Raw genomic sequence first — 13,396 nt, 5'->3', positions numbered from 1 at the left:
CAAGGGGCTTCGTCAGGACGGTGTGGTGTCCGGACTGGCATGGCAAACCAGGCGTGGGCGTCCCAGGAGGGCTCCCTGCAGTTCCGGCAAATGAACGTCGATTTCCCGCGCCGTGCCTGCGGCAGCTGTCAGGTCAGCGGCGACCAGGGCCTTCTCGAGTTTGGCGCACAGGTGGCTCATGCGCAGGGCACCTGCCATGGCCGACGCCGTTTGGAGGCTGAGTGCGGCATCCACCGCCTTCCCCCGGTCCCCGACGCCGATGGTCCGAATAATGCGGTCAACGCGCTGGCGGAGGAGGGCCCCGTAGTTGTCCGCGAAGGAGTCAGCCGCATCCGGCGAACACACTTCTGCCAGACGCCGGAGGTACTGCCCGTCCAGGGTAGGCTCAGATGCTTCAGCCATCAGCCGGTGATTTTGCACGGGCGTGCTGCCTTCCGATGGGCCCCCTCCGCCGCGGTTCTGGGGCCAGACGACGGAGGGGACGTTTTTGGGGTTGTTTGTCGGCGCATCACCGGCGTCCCTGCCGGCACCCAACACTATGCTTCACTTGACTCAAGGACCCCTCGGATGCCGCTCAATCTTGGCTCAAGAAAAGGCGCGCGGCTTTGGTGGAGGCCGTCGAGGTTTATAAATTCCTTGTACTAACCCTTGGTGGCGAGGCGGCAGGGGCGCGTAGTCTGATCCTCCAAGGCTGCACTTGGCCGTTCACGACGTGGTCTTCGGAGAAGAAAGCTCCTGCCCCTCCACCTGAGCGGCGAGATCTCATCCCGGCTGGATGCTGGGGAGGCCCTGGTCAGCTCGGCCAACATGTCGGCAATCCACGTCCTGGTCCTGGCTCTGGGACTTCTCCTGTGGTTTTGGCTCCGCAGGCTACTGCGCAGGACCGGCAACTGAGGCCGTAGGTGCACGGGCGCATTGGAGGTTAACCAGCAAAAAACCCCGTACCGCCATAAAACCAGCGACAATACGGGGTTCTTCCCGAGCTTCCTATCAGAATCGAACTGATGACCTTTTCATTACGAGTGAAACGCTCTACCGACTGAGCTAAGGAAGCACCGCACCAATCAGCCGGAAAACCGGCCGGTTCATGCAAGAGACAACTGTAATAGAGTCCCCGCGTCCGGGTCAAAATGAGCGTCCGCAGGCTGCGATTGACGTTGGCGGGACGTTCATTCCGCCGTCGGATTCGGTTCAGGCCTGCAACAGCAACGGCCGCGATGCTGGATCCCACAGTGTTGGCGCAGTACGCCTGCGCTCCAGCGGCAAAGGAGCTCGACCATGACACCAGACAGCGCAATCTCAACCGGCAGCGCACTGCACAGCGCGCTTCTGATGAACGCGGACGCGGCGGAGCACGGACAGCCCGTCCGGCTGGCCGTGCTGGCCATGGTGGGAACCACGGTGTACGACGGCGGCCTCATGGACCGGGCGTTGTCCCGCACGCTGGTGGAACAGGGAGTCCCGGCGGGCTCTGTCCGCTTCGAAGGGATGCTGCGCTACGCCCGGGAGCGCTCCGGCATCTCCCGGATGACGGTCTTCACCGAGCTGTTCGACGACCCGCTGGCAGCTGCCAGCGCCAACAAGAGGTTCGAGCTGAACTGTGACGAGCTCATCGCTGACGGCGGGGTCCGGGCCGTCCCCGGGGCGGAGGAAACCATCGGCTGGCTCCGGGACGCCGGCATCAAGGTCTGCCTGGCCACCGGCTTCGGGCGACACACCCAGAACATGGTGCTGGAGTCGCTCGGCTGGATGGGGCTGGCCGACCTCAGCCTGTGCCCTGCTGATGCCGGCCGGGGCAGGCCGTTCCCGGATATGGTCCTGACAGCAGTCCTGGCCCTCGACATCGACGATGTCCGGAAGGTCGCCGTCGTGGGGGATTCCACGGCGGACATCCATTCCGGCCTCTGCGCCGGCGCGTCGGTGGCGGCCGGGGTACTCACCGGATCGCATTCCGACGCTGCGCTTCGCGGCGCCGGTGCCACCGATGTTGTGCCTTCCATCAAGGATTTCCCGGCCCTTCTGGAGCGGCGGGCGTCCCGGCTCTGAGGCCGGCGCGGATCAGCAGACGGTGTTGTCCGCCGGCTCCTTGCCGTCCACGAGGTACTTGTCCACGGCGTCCCGGATGCAGCTGTTGGACCGTCCGTAGGCGGTGTGGCCCTCACCCTTGAACGTCAGCAGGGATGCGTTGCCCAGCTGCTTCCGCAGTTCGCTGGCCCATTCCACCGGCGTTGCCGGGTCTCCGGTGGTACCGACGACGACGATCGGTGCGGAACCGCTGTACTTGACGGCTGACGGGGTACGGACGCTCTTGTACGCCCAGTCGGCGCAGTTCGCACCACCGTAGGCGAAGAAGTAACCCAGGGTGGGGGAGGCCTCGCGGAGCCGCTGCTCTTCTGCGCGCATGGCAGCCGGATCGCTGCTCATGGGGTAGTCCAGGCAGTTGATCGCGCCGAAGGCCAATGCCGTGTTGGACGTGTACTTGCCGCTGGGGGAGCGGTCCGCGCCGAGGTCGGCCAGGCGGAGCATGGGGCTGACATCGCCCTTCATGGCGGCTTCCAGGGCCTGGGTCAGGGCCGGCCAGCTTTCGTTGCCGTACATCGGCACAATCAGGCCGCTGACAAAGAGGTTGCCGCCCACCTGCCTGCCGTCCTTGGCGCTGCGGGGAGTCTCGATCACAGAGTTGATGAGGTCGCGGATCTGCTGCACGCCGTCGTCGACCGTGCCGCTGAGGGGACAGCCTTCCTCCCCCAGGCAATGCTCAACGTAGGCACGCAGCGCCTTTTCGAAAGCCCGGGCTTGGCCCAGGGTCAGTTCCTCGGCGCTGAGCGTGGGGTCGATGGCGCCGTCGAGAACCATGCGGCCCACGTTGTCAGGGAACAACGATGCGTAGGTGGAGCCGAGGAAGGTCCCGTACGAAAAGCCCACGTAGTTCAGCTTGGAGTCGTTGAGCACGGCCCGCAGGACGTCCAGATCCTTGGCTGCGCTGACGGTGTCGATGTGCCCGAGGACGGGACCGGTCTGCTCCGCGCACTTGGCCGCGATGGCCTTGTTGTCCGCGAGGAGCGTGGCGAGCCCGGCGTCGGTGTCAGGCGTGTAGATCTTGGCCCGGACCTCGTCCCGCTCCTTGTCGGTGAGGCACGTGACCGGCGCGGAACGCTTGACGCCGCGCGGATCGAAGCCCACGAGGTCGTAGTTGGCGCGCACGCTCTCGGAGAAGTGGCTGTTGCCGGCGTCCCTGACGAAGTCGTAGCCGGACGCGCCCGGACCGCCCGGGTTGACCAGCAGGCTGCCCTTTTTGTCCCCGCTCGTGGAGATCTTCACGGCGGCCAGTTCGATGGTGTCGCCGGCAGGCTTCGCATAATCGACAGGCACCTTGACCTTGGCGCACTGCAGCTTGTCCTCGCAGGATTCCCAGATGATCTTCTGGGAGTAGAAGGCCTTGAGCTCCTCGGGGGCGGCCGCCGCTATGGAGGGGTCGGCCTGTCCGGTGGAGCTGTTCTGGGAGGAGTCGTCTTTGGACGTGCCCAGGGCACTGCACGATGCCAGCAGCACGGCCAGCGCCATGGCGCCGGCCGCCCGCATCCCGGCCGCGAGGGTCCGGGGTCGCGAGGACAGAGGCGGTGCAGACATCATGCGGTTTCTCCTTGTAGGCGGCGTCAGCTCGGTCAGGCAGATTGCGGGTGGTGGCGTGGCTACTGGATCAGGCTTGCGGCCATTGACTCAATGGCCAGCAGCGGAGCGACGTTGGTGGTGGTGATGCGCTTGCGGGCGTTGTTGATCGCGTCCATCCGGGCGAGGGTCACTTCCGGCCCGGACCTTTGGGCGAACTCTTCCAGCTCGCTCCTCAGCTCAACGTTCACCAGTTCCACTGCGTTCCCCAGCTGGATAATCAGGACATCCCGGTAGAACGAGAGGAGGTCGGTCAGGGTACGGTCCAGGGAATCGGTGATGGAGCGCTTCGCACGCCGCTTTTGATCGTCCTCGAGCTGCTTCACCTGGCTGCGCATGGCGGGCGGCAGCGTTCCGGTCTCCGGCGCGCCCAGGGTGGCCAGCAGGGCAGCCTTTTCGGCGGCGTCACGTTCCTCGTTGGAGCTCGTGGCCTCCTCGGTGGCGATTTTCACGAGCTTGTCAGCCATCATCACGGCGGCCGTGATGCCCCGCAGCCCCAGCGGGAACCGGACGGTTTCCAGCCGCCGCTCCCGGGCTTCGGCGTCGCGGGCCAGCCGCCGGGCGATGCCCACGTGGGACTGGGCCGCGCGTGCTGCACGCTCGGCAAGAGCCGGATCCACGCCGTCGCGCTTCACCAGCAGCGCCGCGACATCCGCGGCGGGCGGCAGCCGCAGGGCAACCGCCCGGCATCTGGACCGGATGGTCACCAGGACGTCGGCGGGGGAGGGGGCGCACAGCATCCAGATGGTGCGGGGAGTGGGCTCCTCGATGGCCTTGAGCAGCACGTTGGTGGTGCGCTCCTCCATGCGGTCGGCGTCTTCCACCACGATGATCCGCCACCGGGCCGAGGACGGCCGGTTGCCCGCGGTGGCGACGAGCTCGCGGGCCTCCTTGATGCTGATGGTCACCTTTTCGGTGCGGACAAAGGAGACGTCGGCGTGGGTCTCGCCCAGGATGGTCAGGCACGCCGGGCAGGTGCCGCAGCCGCGCATGGTGACGTCGTCCTGGTCGCAGTTGAGCGCAGCGGCGAAGGCCTTGGCGGCATTTGAACGGCCAGACCCCGGGGGCCCCGTGAACAGCCAGGCGTGGGTAAGCCCTTCACCCATGGCCGCCTGCCGCAGCTGGGCGACGACGGCGGTCTGCCCCTGCAGGTCATCCCAGACGGTCATGGCCGCCTGCCGGCTGCTGCAAGGAGCTCTTCGACCCGCCCCAGGATGAGTCCCGCGATTTCCTCGACGGGCAGGCCGGCCTCCAGTACCAGGTAGTTCTCCGGCCGGGCCGCGGCGAGGTCCAGGAATGCCTGCCGGATCCGCGCGTGAAACTCGTCGGCTTCGGACTCCATCCGGTCCTCGGCGGCGTCGCCGGCGGTGCGGCGGCTGCGTCCCTCGGCCGGGTGGACATCCAGGAGCACGGTCAGGTCCGGCCGCAGCCCCGACGTGGCCCATTCGTTGACGCTCAGCACAGCGTCCGCGCCGAGGCCACGGCCAGCGCCCTGGTAGGCCACGGAGGAGTCGATGTAGCGGTCCGTCAGTACCACCTCACCACGGGCCAGTGCGGGCCTGATGACCTGGCTGGCGTGGGCCGCCCGGGACGCGGCAAAGATCAGGGCTTCGGTGTGGGCATCGATATGGCCGTGGCCGTGGTCCAGCACCAGGGAACGGAGCTTCTCGCCGATCGGGGTTCCGCCGGGCTCCCGCGTCCGCAGCACGGTGAGGCCGCGGGATTCGAGCGACCCGGCCAGCCGGGCCGCCTGTGTTGACTTGCCGGCACCGTCACCGCCCTCGAAGGCGATGAAAAGTCCGGGGCTCTGCATATTCACTTATCCAGCCTACCGATATCCACCGACGAAAAAGCCCGCCGGGGGCGCGGGCAGGCGGTCAGAAGCGGCAGGCGGCAGCGCTTTTTTCAGCGGGCAGGCACCCAACGTACCCTTTGAACATGAGCCTTTCCGATCAGCACGCCGCCTCACTGTCTGCCGAAACGGTGGTTGTGGCCGCCGGCCGCCCGCCCCGTGAACACGATGCGCCGGTCAACCCGCCCATCGTGCTCTCCTCCACATATTTCGGCACCGGCGCGCTCGACGACGGCGACCGGGGCTACGGCCGCTACTCGAACCCGACGTGGGACCCGTTCGAGGAGGCCCTCGGCCAGCTCGAAGGTGCCTCGCTCCCGGGCCTGCTCTACTCCTCCGGCCTGGCCGCTGTCAGTTCCGCTCTGTCACTCATCCCCAACGGGGGTGTCCTGGTCATGCCGTCCCACAGCTATTCCGGTTCCCTGGTGATGGCCGCCGAACTGGCGGAAAAGGGCCTGCTCGAACTCCGCACCGTGGACATCGCGGACACCGATGCAGTCCGCGCCCAGATAGCGCCGCAGGGCGGCAAGCCTGCGGACATGCTGTGGCTGGAAAGCCCCACCAACCCGATGCTCGGCATCGCTGACATCCGTGCACTCACGCAGGCCGCCCACGACGCCGGCGCCATCGTCGTCACGGACAACACCTTCTCCACGCCACTGGTGCAGCAGCCGCTCAGCCTGGGGTCCGACGTCGTTCTTCACTCGGTGACCAAATACCTGGCCGGCCACTCCGACGTGGTGCTGGGCGCGCTGGTGACCGGGGATGCGAAACTGCGTGAAACCCTGCTGCATCACCGCATCATCCACGGCGGAATCGCCGGGCCCTTCGAGGCATGGCTGGCGCTGCGGGGCCTGCGGACCCTTGCCCTCCGGATTGAACGCTCCCAGGCGTCGGCCGCGGTGCTCGCCGAGAGGCTGAGCGCGCACCCCGCCCTGGAGAGCGTGCGGTATCCGGGCCTGGAGTCCGACCCGGGACACGATCTGGCCAAGTCCCAGATGACGGGTTTTGGTTCCATCCTCTGCGTCCAGGTTGCCGCTGCAGGCGGACTGAGCGCCGCCGAAACCGCGGACAGGCTGGTCCGTGGCCTGCACCTGTGGCTGCCGGCCACGTCCCTCGGCGGGGTTGAATCGCTCATCGAGCGCCGGCGACGGCATGCCGCGGAACCCGCCAGCGTCCCCGAGAACCTGGTCCGGCTGAGCGTCGGCATCGAAAACGTCGAGGACCTCTGGGCCGATTTGAAGCAGGCGTTGGACGCCCTGGACCGATAGGCTGGGCTGGTGGACGGACGACTACTGATTTTCTACGTTGAGAGCACGGTCTACTACATCCTGGGGCTGATAGCACTCGGCCTCGAGGTGTGGGCCTTCTTTGACTGCGTCCGCCACCGGGCCAACGCCTTCGAGGCCGTGGGCAAGCGCACCAAGACGTTCTGGCTGGCATTGACCGGCGGCAGCCTGGCTGTCGGCGCGCTGTCCGTGCTGGGCGGGGGATCCGGTGGTTTCCTCGGCCCGCTGGGCCTGTTCGGCCTCGCCGCCGTCGTCGCCGCTTCCGTCTACCTGGCCGATGTGCGGCCCGCTGTGAAGGACGCCGGCCGCGGCGGCAGCAGGAACATGGGCCCCTACGGCCCCTGGTAACCAGCGTCCGGCGCCACCGCCTCCCACCCGATGGTAAGTTCCCCGAGGCGCCAACGCGAGGGGCCATCGTGCACCGGCCACCCGCCGTCGAGCAGTGCCCTGCACATGGCCGTCCACCGCTGGCGGTTTCCAAAAGGTGCCAGCGGCGCGGCCTCGAGCCAGGCCCGGTCCATCGACTGCAGCAGCGTGTGGATGCGCTCGCCGGGAACATTGCGGTGGATGAGGGCTTTGGGCAGGCGCTCGGCGACCTCCGACGGCAGCCCGAAACTGCCGAACCGCACCGACACGGTGAGGCTGACCGGGCGCTCCGCATCAAGGGCAATCCAGGCGGAGCGGCGGCCGATCTCGTCGCACGTTCCGTCGATGAACAGGCCGTCCGGAGCCAGCCGGCCCTGGACCAGTTCCCAGATGCGGCGGACATCCCCTTCCTCGTACTGCCGCAGCACGTTGAAGGCGCGCACAAACACCGGATTCCCGGGCACCGGAAGTTCGAATCCCCCGTTGTGGAAACTCAGGCCCGGCCGTTCCAGGGGCTTCGCCGCACGCACGCGTTCGGGTTCGATCTCGATCCCGCAGACGCGCACATCCGGCCGTACCGCCTGAAGGCGTTCAAAGAGTTCGACGGCGGTGGCGGGCGAAGCGCCGTAACCCAGGTCCACCACCAGCGGGTCAGCCGCCCGCCGGAGCCGCCAGGCCTGCGGCCCGGCCAGCCACCGGTCCAGCCGGCGCATGCGGTTCGGGTTGGTGGTTCCGCGGGTCACGTTCCCCACCGGCTTTCCCCGGCTGGTCACCACCCGCTCTGCTTTCTGCACCACGGCCTTAGCCTATCGGGCCGCACTGCCGCGTGATGTAACTCTCGGCGCCCGCAGGCCGCGCTCGGCTAGGATGAAAATCATGACTTACAAGCTGATTCTGCTGCGCCACGGCCACAGCGAATGGAACGCCAAGAACCTGTTCACCGGCTGGGTGGACGTTGACCTGAACGACCAGGGCCGCGAGGAAGCAGCACGCGGTGGAGAGCTCCTGGTTGAGAACAACATTCTCCCGGACATCCTCTACACCTCGCTCCTGAAGCGTGCCATCAACACGGCCAACATCGCCCTGGACAAGGCTGACCGCGGCTGGATCCCGGTCAAGCGCGACTGGCGCCTGAACGAGCGCCACTACGGTGCGCTGCAGGGCAAGGACAAGGCCCAGACGCTGGCCGAATTCGGTGAGGACCAGTTCATGCTGTGGCGCCGTTCCTACGACACCCCGCCGCCGCCCCTGGACGACAGCAGCGAGTTCTCCCAGTCCCGCGATCCGCGCTACGCGGACCTCGGCGATGACCTGCCCCGCACCGAATGCCTCAAGGACGTCCTTATCCGCCTCCTCCCGTACTGGGAATCGGACATCAAAGAAGACCTGAAGGCAGGCAAGACCGTCCTGGTCACCGCGCACGGCAACTCCCTGCGCGCCCTGGTCAAGCACCTGGACGGCATCAGCGACGACGACATTGCCAGCCTGAACATCCCCACCGGCATCCCGCTGGTTTACGACCTGGACGAAAACTTCCAGCCGATCACCCGCGGGGGAACCTACCTCGACCCCGAGGCAGCAGCCGAGGCCATCCTGGCCGTGGCCAACCAGGGCAAGAAGTAGCCCGCCGGCCTCCGCTGGCTCTGACTAAACCAAAACGGACGACGCCGGCCGGTCACCCCAGGTGACCAGCCGGCGTCGTCCGTTTAAGTACAGGCGGGAATTATCAGCCGTGCTCGATGCTGTTCGGGTGCCATGCGCCGGTCACGAGGTAGGTGACCTTCTGCGCCACGGAAACACCGTGGTCAGCGAACCGCTCGAAGTAGCGGCTCGCGAGGGCCACGTCCACCGTGGTGGCGGGGGATTCCTGCCAGTCCGGGCGGGCGATCGCCTTGAAGACGCTGAGGTGGAGGTCGTTCACCGCGGAGTTGGCCTTGAGAATGTCCCGGGCAACCTCGAGGTCGCGGGTCTCCAGCAGCTGGGTGAGCTTGTTCGCGATCTCGATGTCCTGCTCCGCGAAGCTCTTGAAGGTCCCGCTCAGCGACTCCGGAATCACGTTGGCGGGGAAGCGCAGCCGGGCGAGCTGGGCGATGTGGCGGGCTAGATCGCCCATACGCTCCAGGGATGCGCTCATCCGCAGCGACCCGACGATCATGCGCAGGTCGCTGGCCACCGGCCCCTGCAGGGCAAGGATGTCGATGGCGCGCTCGTCGAGGCTGTTCTGCAGGAAGTCGATCCTGGCGTCCGCGGCGATGACGTCCTGGGCCAGATCGACGTCGGCACTCTCGAATGACGTGGTTGCCTTGCCGATCGCTTCGCTGACCAGCTTTGAAATCTCGATGAGGTCCTCGCCCACATGGGCCAGCTCCTCCTGAAAAACCTTGCGCACGTAGGCGTCCTTTCCTCGGAAACTCCGCCCCGCTGCGGCGGTCAGAATTTCGTGTCACCGTTCCGGCAGTCCAACCGCACACTCTTCCAGTGTTCGGTGAACTGTTACACATCCCAAGATGAACGTTAGCTGAATCCGTACCGCTTGGGCTGTTTATCGGATATCGGGGCTTGCCGGAAGCATAAGCTGGAGGCGTGGATCCAATGCTCTTAGGTGTCATCGCCGGCCTGCTGGGCCTGTCGTTCGGCGTCTTTGGCGTGCTCGCTTTCCGTGCCAGCGAGAAGCAGCGCGAGCTCGTGGAGATTGAGTACGACGAACCGGCGCTGCCCCAGGGCTCCGCGCAGGTCCTCGCCGTCGTCGGGCAGGCTTTCGTGGTGGTGGACGCAATCGACGGCGTCGTCCGGGCCAGCCCGGCGGCCTACGCATACGGCCTCGTGCGCGGGCACACGGTGGTGCACCGCGAGCTGCTGGACATGACGGCGAACGTCCGGCGTGACGGCGTGATCCTGGAGCGGCAGCTGGAACTGCCGCGGGGACCGCTCGGCCAGGGCACCATCATTGTGCAGGTCCGGGCAGCAATGCTCGGCGAGGAATACATTGTCCTGCTGGCCGACGACCGCACCGAGATCACCCGCACCGAGGAGATCCGCAACGACTTCGTGGCCAACGTCTCCCACGAACTGAAGACCCCGGTGGGCGCCATCTCACTGCTGGCCGAAGCGCTGGAATCGTCGGCGGACGACGAGGATGCCGTCCGCCGCTTCGCCAAGCGCATGCACAAGGAGTCTGCCCGCCTGGCTGCGCTGGTGCAGGACATCATCGAGCTCTCCCGGCTGCAGGGCGCGAACGTGGCGCAGCAGGGGCACCCTGTGGACATCAACGACGTCATTGCAGAAGCCGTGGACCGGTCGCAGCTGCCGGCCGAGAGCAAGAACATCCAGATCGTCATTGGCGGCCGCGCCCAGGCCAAGGTGTACGGTGACCGCGACCTGCTGGTTACGGCGCTGCGCAACCTGATCGACAACGCGATCCGGTACTCGCCGGAAAATACCCGCGTAGGCATCGGCGTGCGGTCCAAGGAGGGGCTGGTTTCCGTCTCGGTCACGGACCAGGGCGAAGGCCTCTCGCCCGAGGACCAGGAACGGGTCTTCGAGCGTTTCTACCGGGTGGATTCCGCCCGGTCCCGCCACACCGGCGGAACCGGCCTCGGCCTGAGCATCGTCAAGCACGTTGTTTCCAACCACGGCGGCGAAGTCACGCTCTGGTCCCAGCCAGGCCAGGGCTCGACGTTCACCCTGCGGTTGCCGGAGATGGAAGGGCAAGAGGACGAGTCTGCCCCCCAGTCCGATGGCGCCGCCCAGACCGATCGCGCAGCTGTCCAGGAAGCCAAGGCACAGGCCCCCGCCTCATCGCAGGGCCAGCCTGACCGGCCGCAACAGGCCAAGGAAGTACACGACGCCGCCGGCGTCCACGAACGAGGAGCTAACGCTTGAGCAGGATTCTTATTGTCGAGGATGAGGAGTCGTTCAGCGACCCCCTGTCCTATCTTCTGGGCAAGGAAGGGTTCGAAGTGGAGGTTGTGGACAACGGCCTCGACGCCATCACGGAATTCGACCGCAACGGGGCGGACCTCGTGCTGCTCGACCTCCAGCTGCCGGGACAGTCCGGCACCGAGGTCTGCCGGCAGCTGCGGCAGCGCTCCACCGTTCCGGTCATCATGCTGACCGCCAAGGACACCGAGATCGACAAGGTCGTCGGCCTGGAGCTGGGCGCGGACGACTACGTCACCAAGCCCTATTCCTCCCGCGAGCTGGTGGCCCGTGTCCGCGCGGTGCTGCGACGCCAGGGCGAACCGGAGGAACTCATCTCCTCCACCGTCCATGCCGGCCCCGTCCGGATGGACATTGAACGCCATGTGGTGAGTGTCGACGGCGAACAGGTGTCGCTGCCGCTGAAGGAGTTCGAACTGCTGGAGATGCTGCTGCGGAACTCCGGCCGCGTGCTGACCCGCGGCCAGCTGATCGACCGGGTCTGGGGCTCCGACTACGTGGGCGACACGAAAACGCTCGACGTCCACGTGAAGCGGCTGCGCAGCAAGATCGAGCCGGACCCGTCCCTGCCGCGCTACCTGGTCACCGTGCGCGGGCTGGGCTACAAGTTCGAACCGTAATAGCCAGCTGCCGGCGGGGGAGTGGTCCACGGGACCGCGCATACTGCAGGAAGCACTGACAACACGCAGAAGGAGGGGTTCCCGGCCGGGAACCCCTCCTTCTGCGTGTTGCAGCCCTAGTGGCCTTGCCCTATTAGTGGCCGCCTTCGGCAGGTGCGTGCGTGCCGCCCTCGCTCGGCGTGGCGGTCTGGGTCGGGGTGGCAGACTCGGTGGGCGCGCCGCCCGGCAGGTAGGCAGCGTATTCCGGCAGGGTGCCGTCCACCACAGGAATCTTGACGGTCTTGTTGACGTTGGTGCCGTCTTCGGTGACCTGGATGTCCACGAGGGATCCCGGGCGGCCGCCGGCCGAGCTCAGGATGGCTTCGTCGGCGGACTCGTTCAGGAGGGTGTAGGAGTTCTTCTTGACCGGAACTTCAGTCTGCGCGCCTTCGGCCCCCTTGAGGGTGACTTTGACGTCCTCCGAGGAGGAGTTGTAGACGGCGCCAATGACGCGGCCCGGCTGGTTCTCGTTCGCGGACACGATCAGCATGTTCCGGAGCTGGACCGGGCCGACGTCGGCACGCGTTCCGTCGGAGGCGGCGTACTGGTGAGAGGTCTGCTGGGCGTTGACGTAGCCACAGCCCGTCAGGCCCAGCAGCCCGATGCTCAGGGCGGCTGCCGCCATTGCCATCTTGCCGCTCTGGCCCCGGTTCATCGCAGTGAAACGCACGTCACGCACTCCTAGAAAAGTCTTTGAAACAGTTTTCAGGCATAGCCTATCGGCAAAGAGGGTCAAACAAGGATTCGGCCCCTCCACATGACTGGCCTCTGCGATGCCGGTTTGCGTGCCCCACAAGGCCTCCAGGAGGGTGCCCAACTACCCGCGCGTAGCGCTTGTGGGCGCGCATGCGATGCACTATTGTTCGCATTCGTCAAGGGGTCTGAGGGGCTGATTTCGGCCATTTTCCGCGGATTTACGGGGTTCCCGACCCGTATCCATGCCAGTCATATGCCTTAATCGTGATAAACTGGTCTGCGGGAAAGGGGAAAGTCCACATGGTTTTTGAGGTCGGCGAGACAGTAGTTTACCCTCACCACGGTGCAGCAAAAATTGAAGAGATCAAGATGCGCACTGTTAAGGGCGAAGAGAAGATGTATCTCAAGCTCAAGGTGGCTCAGGGTGATCTGACCATTGAAGTTCCAGCAGAAAACGTTGACCTCGTTGGGGTACGCGACGTAGTGGGCAAAGACGGTTTGGAGCACGTGTTTGATGTGCTTCGTGCCGAGTTCACTGAAGAGCCCACCAACTGGTCGCGTCGTTACAAGGCAAATCTGGAGAAGCTTGCTTCCGGTGACGTCATCAAGGTTGCAGAGGTCGTCCGCGACCTGTGGCGCCGCGATCACGACCGGGGCCTTTCCGCAGGCGAGAAGCGAATGCTGGCCAAGGCCCGGCAGATTCTGATCTCAGAATTGGCTTTGGCTGAAAAGACCGACGAAGAGAAGGCTGCCAGCGTTCTCGACGAGGTCCTGGCTTCCTAAGTAGCAGGAGCTTCCTGAGAAGAATTGAACCCCGGTGGCAAGGTGCCGCCGGGGTTTCTTCTTGCCCGAAAACGTCTGGCTCATCCCCACCTAGGCAATGGTTGGGGTGATGGAGGGGGATCCCGCAGGGACGTAGGCTAGAG

Annotated in this window: 14 protein-coding genes and 1 tRNA gene; 7 read left to right on the top strand and 8 right to left on the bottom strand. The window is 66.0% G+C overall.

Annotation, left to right across the window (positions count from 1 at the left end; genetic code table 11):
• Positions 1–12 precede the first annotated feature (12 nt).
• Both ACFTR6_RS13725 and ACFTR6_RS13720 read right to left on the bottom strand, forming a co-directional pair.
• On the bottom strand, positions 13–402 hold the full coding sequence (locus tag ACFTR6_RS13725; protein ID WP_076798854.1) for an Hpt domain-containing protein: 390 nt from the start codon (positions 400–402) through the stop codon (positions 13–15).
• 579 nt (positions 403–981) lie between these two features.
• A tRNA-Thr gene (locus tag ACFTR6_RS13720) sits at positions 982–1,054 on the bottom strand.
• A gap of 224 nt (positions 1,055–1,278) precedes the next feature.
• Between ACFTR6_RS13720 and ACFTR6_RS13715 the strand changes: the two genes are divergently transcribed.
• Positions 1,279–2,046, top strand: coding sequence for an HAD family hydrolase (locus ACFTR6_RS13715; protein WP_377958310.1), 768 nt, complete (start codon positions 1,279–1,281; stop codon positions 2,044–2,046).
• Between the two features lie 12 nt (positions 2,047–2,058).
• On the opposite strand, the gene ACFTR6_RS13710 is transcribed toward ACFTR6_RS13715, so the two are convergent.
• The 3 genes from ACFTR6_RS13710 to tmk all read right to left on the bottom strand — a co-directional run bounded on the left by ACFTR6_RS13710 (position 2,059) and on the right by tmk (position 5,482).
• A complete protein-coding gene (locus ACFTR6_RS13710; protein WP_377958378.1) occupies positions 2,059–3,630 on the bottom strand; it encodes an alpha/beta hydrolase in 1,572 nt (523 codons plus the stop codon).
• A gap of 62 nt (positions 3,631–3,692) precedes the next feature.
• Positions 3,693–4,838, bottom strand: coding sequence for a DNA polymerase III subunit delta' (locus tag ACFTR6_RS13705; protein ID WP_377958309.1), 1,146 nt, complete (start codon positions 4,836–4,838; stop codon positions 3,693–3,695).
• Positions 4,835–5,482: a dTMP kinase gene (tmk, locus tag ACFTR6_RS13700; protein ID WP_377958377.1), complete on the bottom strand. Its 648-nt coding sequence runs from the start codon at positions 5,480–5,482 to the stop codon at positions 4,835–4,837. The genes ACFTR6_RS13705 and tmk overlap by 4 nt, the downstream gene beginning before the upstream one ends.
• A gap of 125 nt (positions 5,483–5,607) precedes the next feature.
• On the opposite strand from tmk, the gene ACFTR6_RS13695 reads away from it, so the two are divergent.
• Together ACFTR6_RS13695 and ACFTR6_RS13690 are read left to right on the top strand one after the other, a co-directional pair.
• A complete protein-coding gene (locus tag ACFTR6_RS13695; RefSeq protein ID WP_076798851.1) occupies positions 5,608–6,792 on the top strand; it encodes a PLP-dependent aspartate aminotransferase family protein in 1,185 nt (394 codons plus the stop codon).
• 9 nt (positions 6,793–6,801) lie between these two features.
• A complete protein-coding gene (locus ACFTR6_RS13690) occupies positions 6,802–7,158 on the top strand; it encodes a DUF2516 family protein (RefSeq protein ID WP_377958308.1) in 357 nt (118 codons plus the stop codon).
• Here the strand turns inward: ACFTR6_RS13690 and ACFTR6_RS13685 are convergent.
• Positions 7,143–7,973 carry a class I SAM-dependent methyltransferase gene (locus tag ACFTR6_RS13685; protein WP_377958307.1) on the bottom strand — a complete coding sequence of 277 codons (831 nt, stop codon included), beginning with the start codon at positions 7,971–7,973 and terminating at the stop codon, positions 7,143–7,145. The genes ACFTR6_RS13690 and ACFTR6_RS13685 overlap by 16 nt on opposite strands.
• 79 nt (positions 7,974–8,052) lie before the next feature.
• On the opposite strand from ACFTR6_RS13685, the gene ACFTR6_RS13680 reads away from it, so the two are divergent.
• Entirely contained in the window at positions 8,053–8,799 is a 747-nt protein-coding gene (locus ACFTR6_RS13680; protein WP_076798849.1) for a phosphoglyceromutase, read from the top strand.
• A gap of 103 nt (positions 8,800–8,902) precedes the next feature.
• Here the strand turns inward: ACFTR6_RS13680 and phoU are convergent, their stop codons facing one another.
• The gene (phoU, locus tag ACFTR6_RS13675) at positions 8,903–9,565 is read right to left on the bottom strand and encodes a phosphate signaling complex protein PhoU (RefSeq protein ID WP_076798848.1); all 663 of its coding nucleotides are present in this window, start codon (positions 9,563–9,565) and stop codon (positions 8,903–8,905) included.
• A gap of 203 nt (positions 9,566–9,768) precedes the next feature.
• Here phoU and ACFTR6_RS13670 point away from each other — a divergent pair, with 203 nt between their 5' ends.
• On the top strand, positions 9,769–11,058 hold the full coding sequence (locus ACFTR6_RS13670) for a cell wall metabolism sensor histidine kinase WalK (RefSeq protein ID WP_076798847.1): 1,290 nt from the start codon (positions 9,769–9,771) through the stop codon (positions 11,056–11,058).
• A complete protein-coding gene (locus tag ACFTR6_RS13665) occupies positions 11,055–11,735 on the top strand; it encodes a response regulator transcription factor (protein ID WP_003801167.1) in 681 nt (226 codons plus the stop codon). Before ACFTR6_RS13670 ends, ACFTR6_RS13665 begins: the two co-directional genes overlap by 4 nt.
• A 133-nt stretch (positions 11,736–11,868) precedes the next feature.
• On the opposite strand, the gene ACFTR6_RS13660 is transcribed toward ACFTR6_RS13665, so the two are convergent.
• Entirely contained in the window at positions 11,869–12,429 is a 561-nt protein-coding gene (locus ACFTR6_RS13660) for a hypothetical protein (protein WP_076798846.1), read from the bottom strand.
• Positions 12,430–12,770: 341 nt separating this feature from the next.
• Between ACFTR6_RS13660 and ACFTR6_RS13655 the strand changes: the two genes are divergently transcribed.
• A complete protein-coding gene (locus ACFTR6_RS13655) occupies positions 12,771–13,253 on the top strand; it encodes a CarD family transcriptional regulator (RefSeq protein ID WP_003801164.1) in 483 nt (160 codons plus the stop codon).
• Positions 13,254–13,396 lie beyond the last annotated feature (143 nt).

The sequence above is a fragment of the Arthrobacter sp. NPDC057009 genome (assembly GCF_042673905.1).
GTDB lineage: Bacteria > Actinomycetota > Actinomycetes > Actinomycetales > Micrococcaceae > Arthrobacter.
The sequence above is the reverse complement of the archived record's forward strand: the minus strand, read 5'-3'. Positions and strand labels throughout refer to the sequence as shown.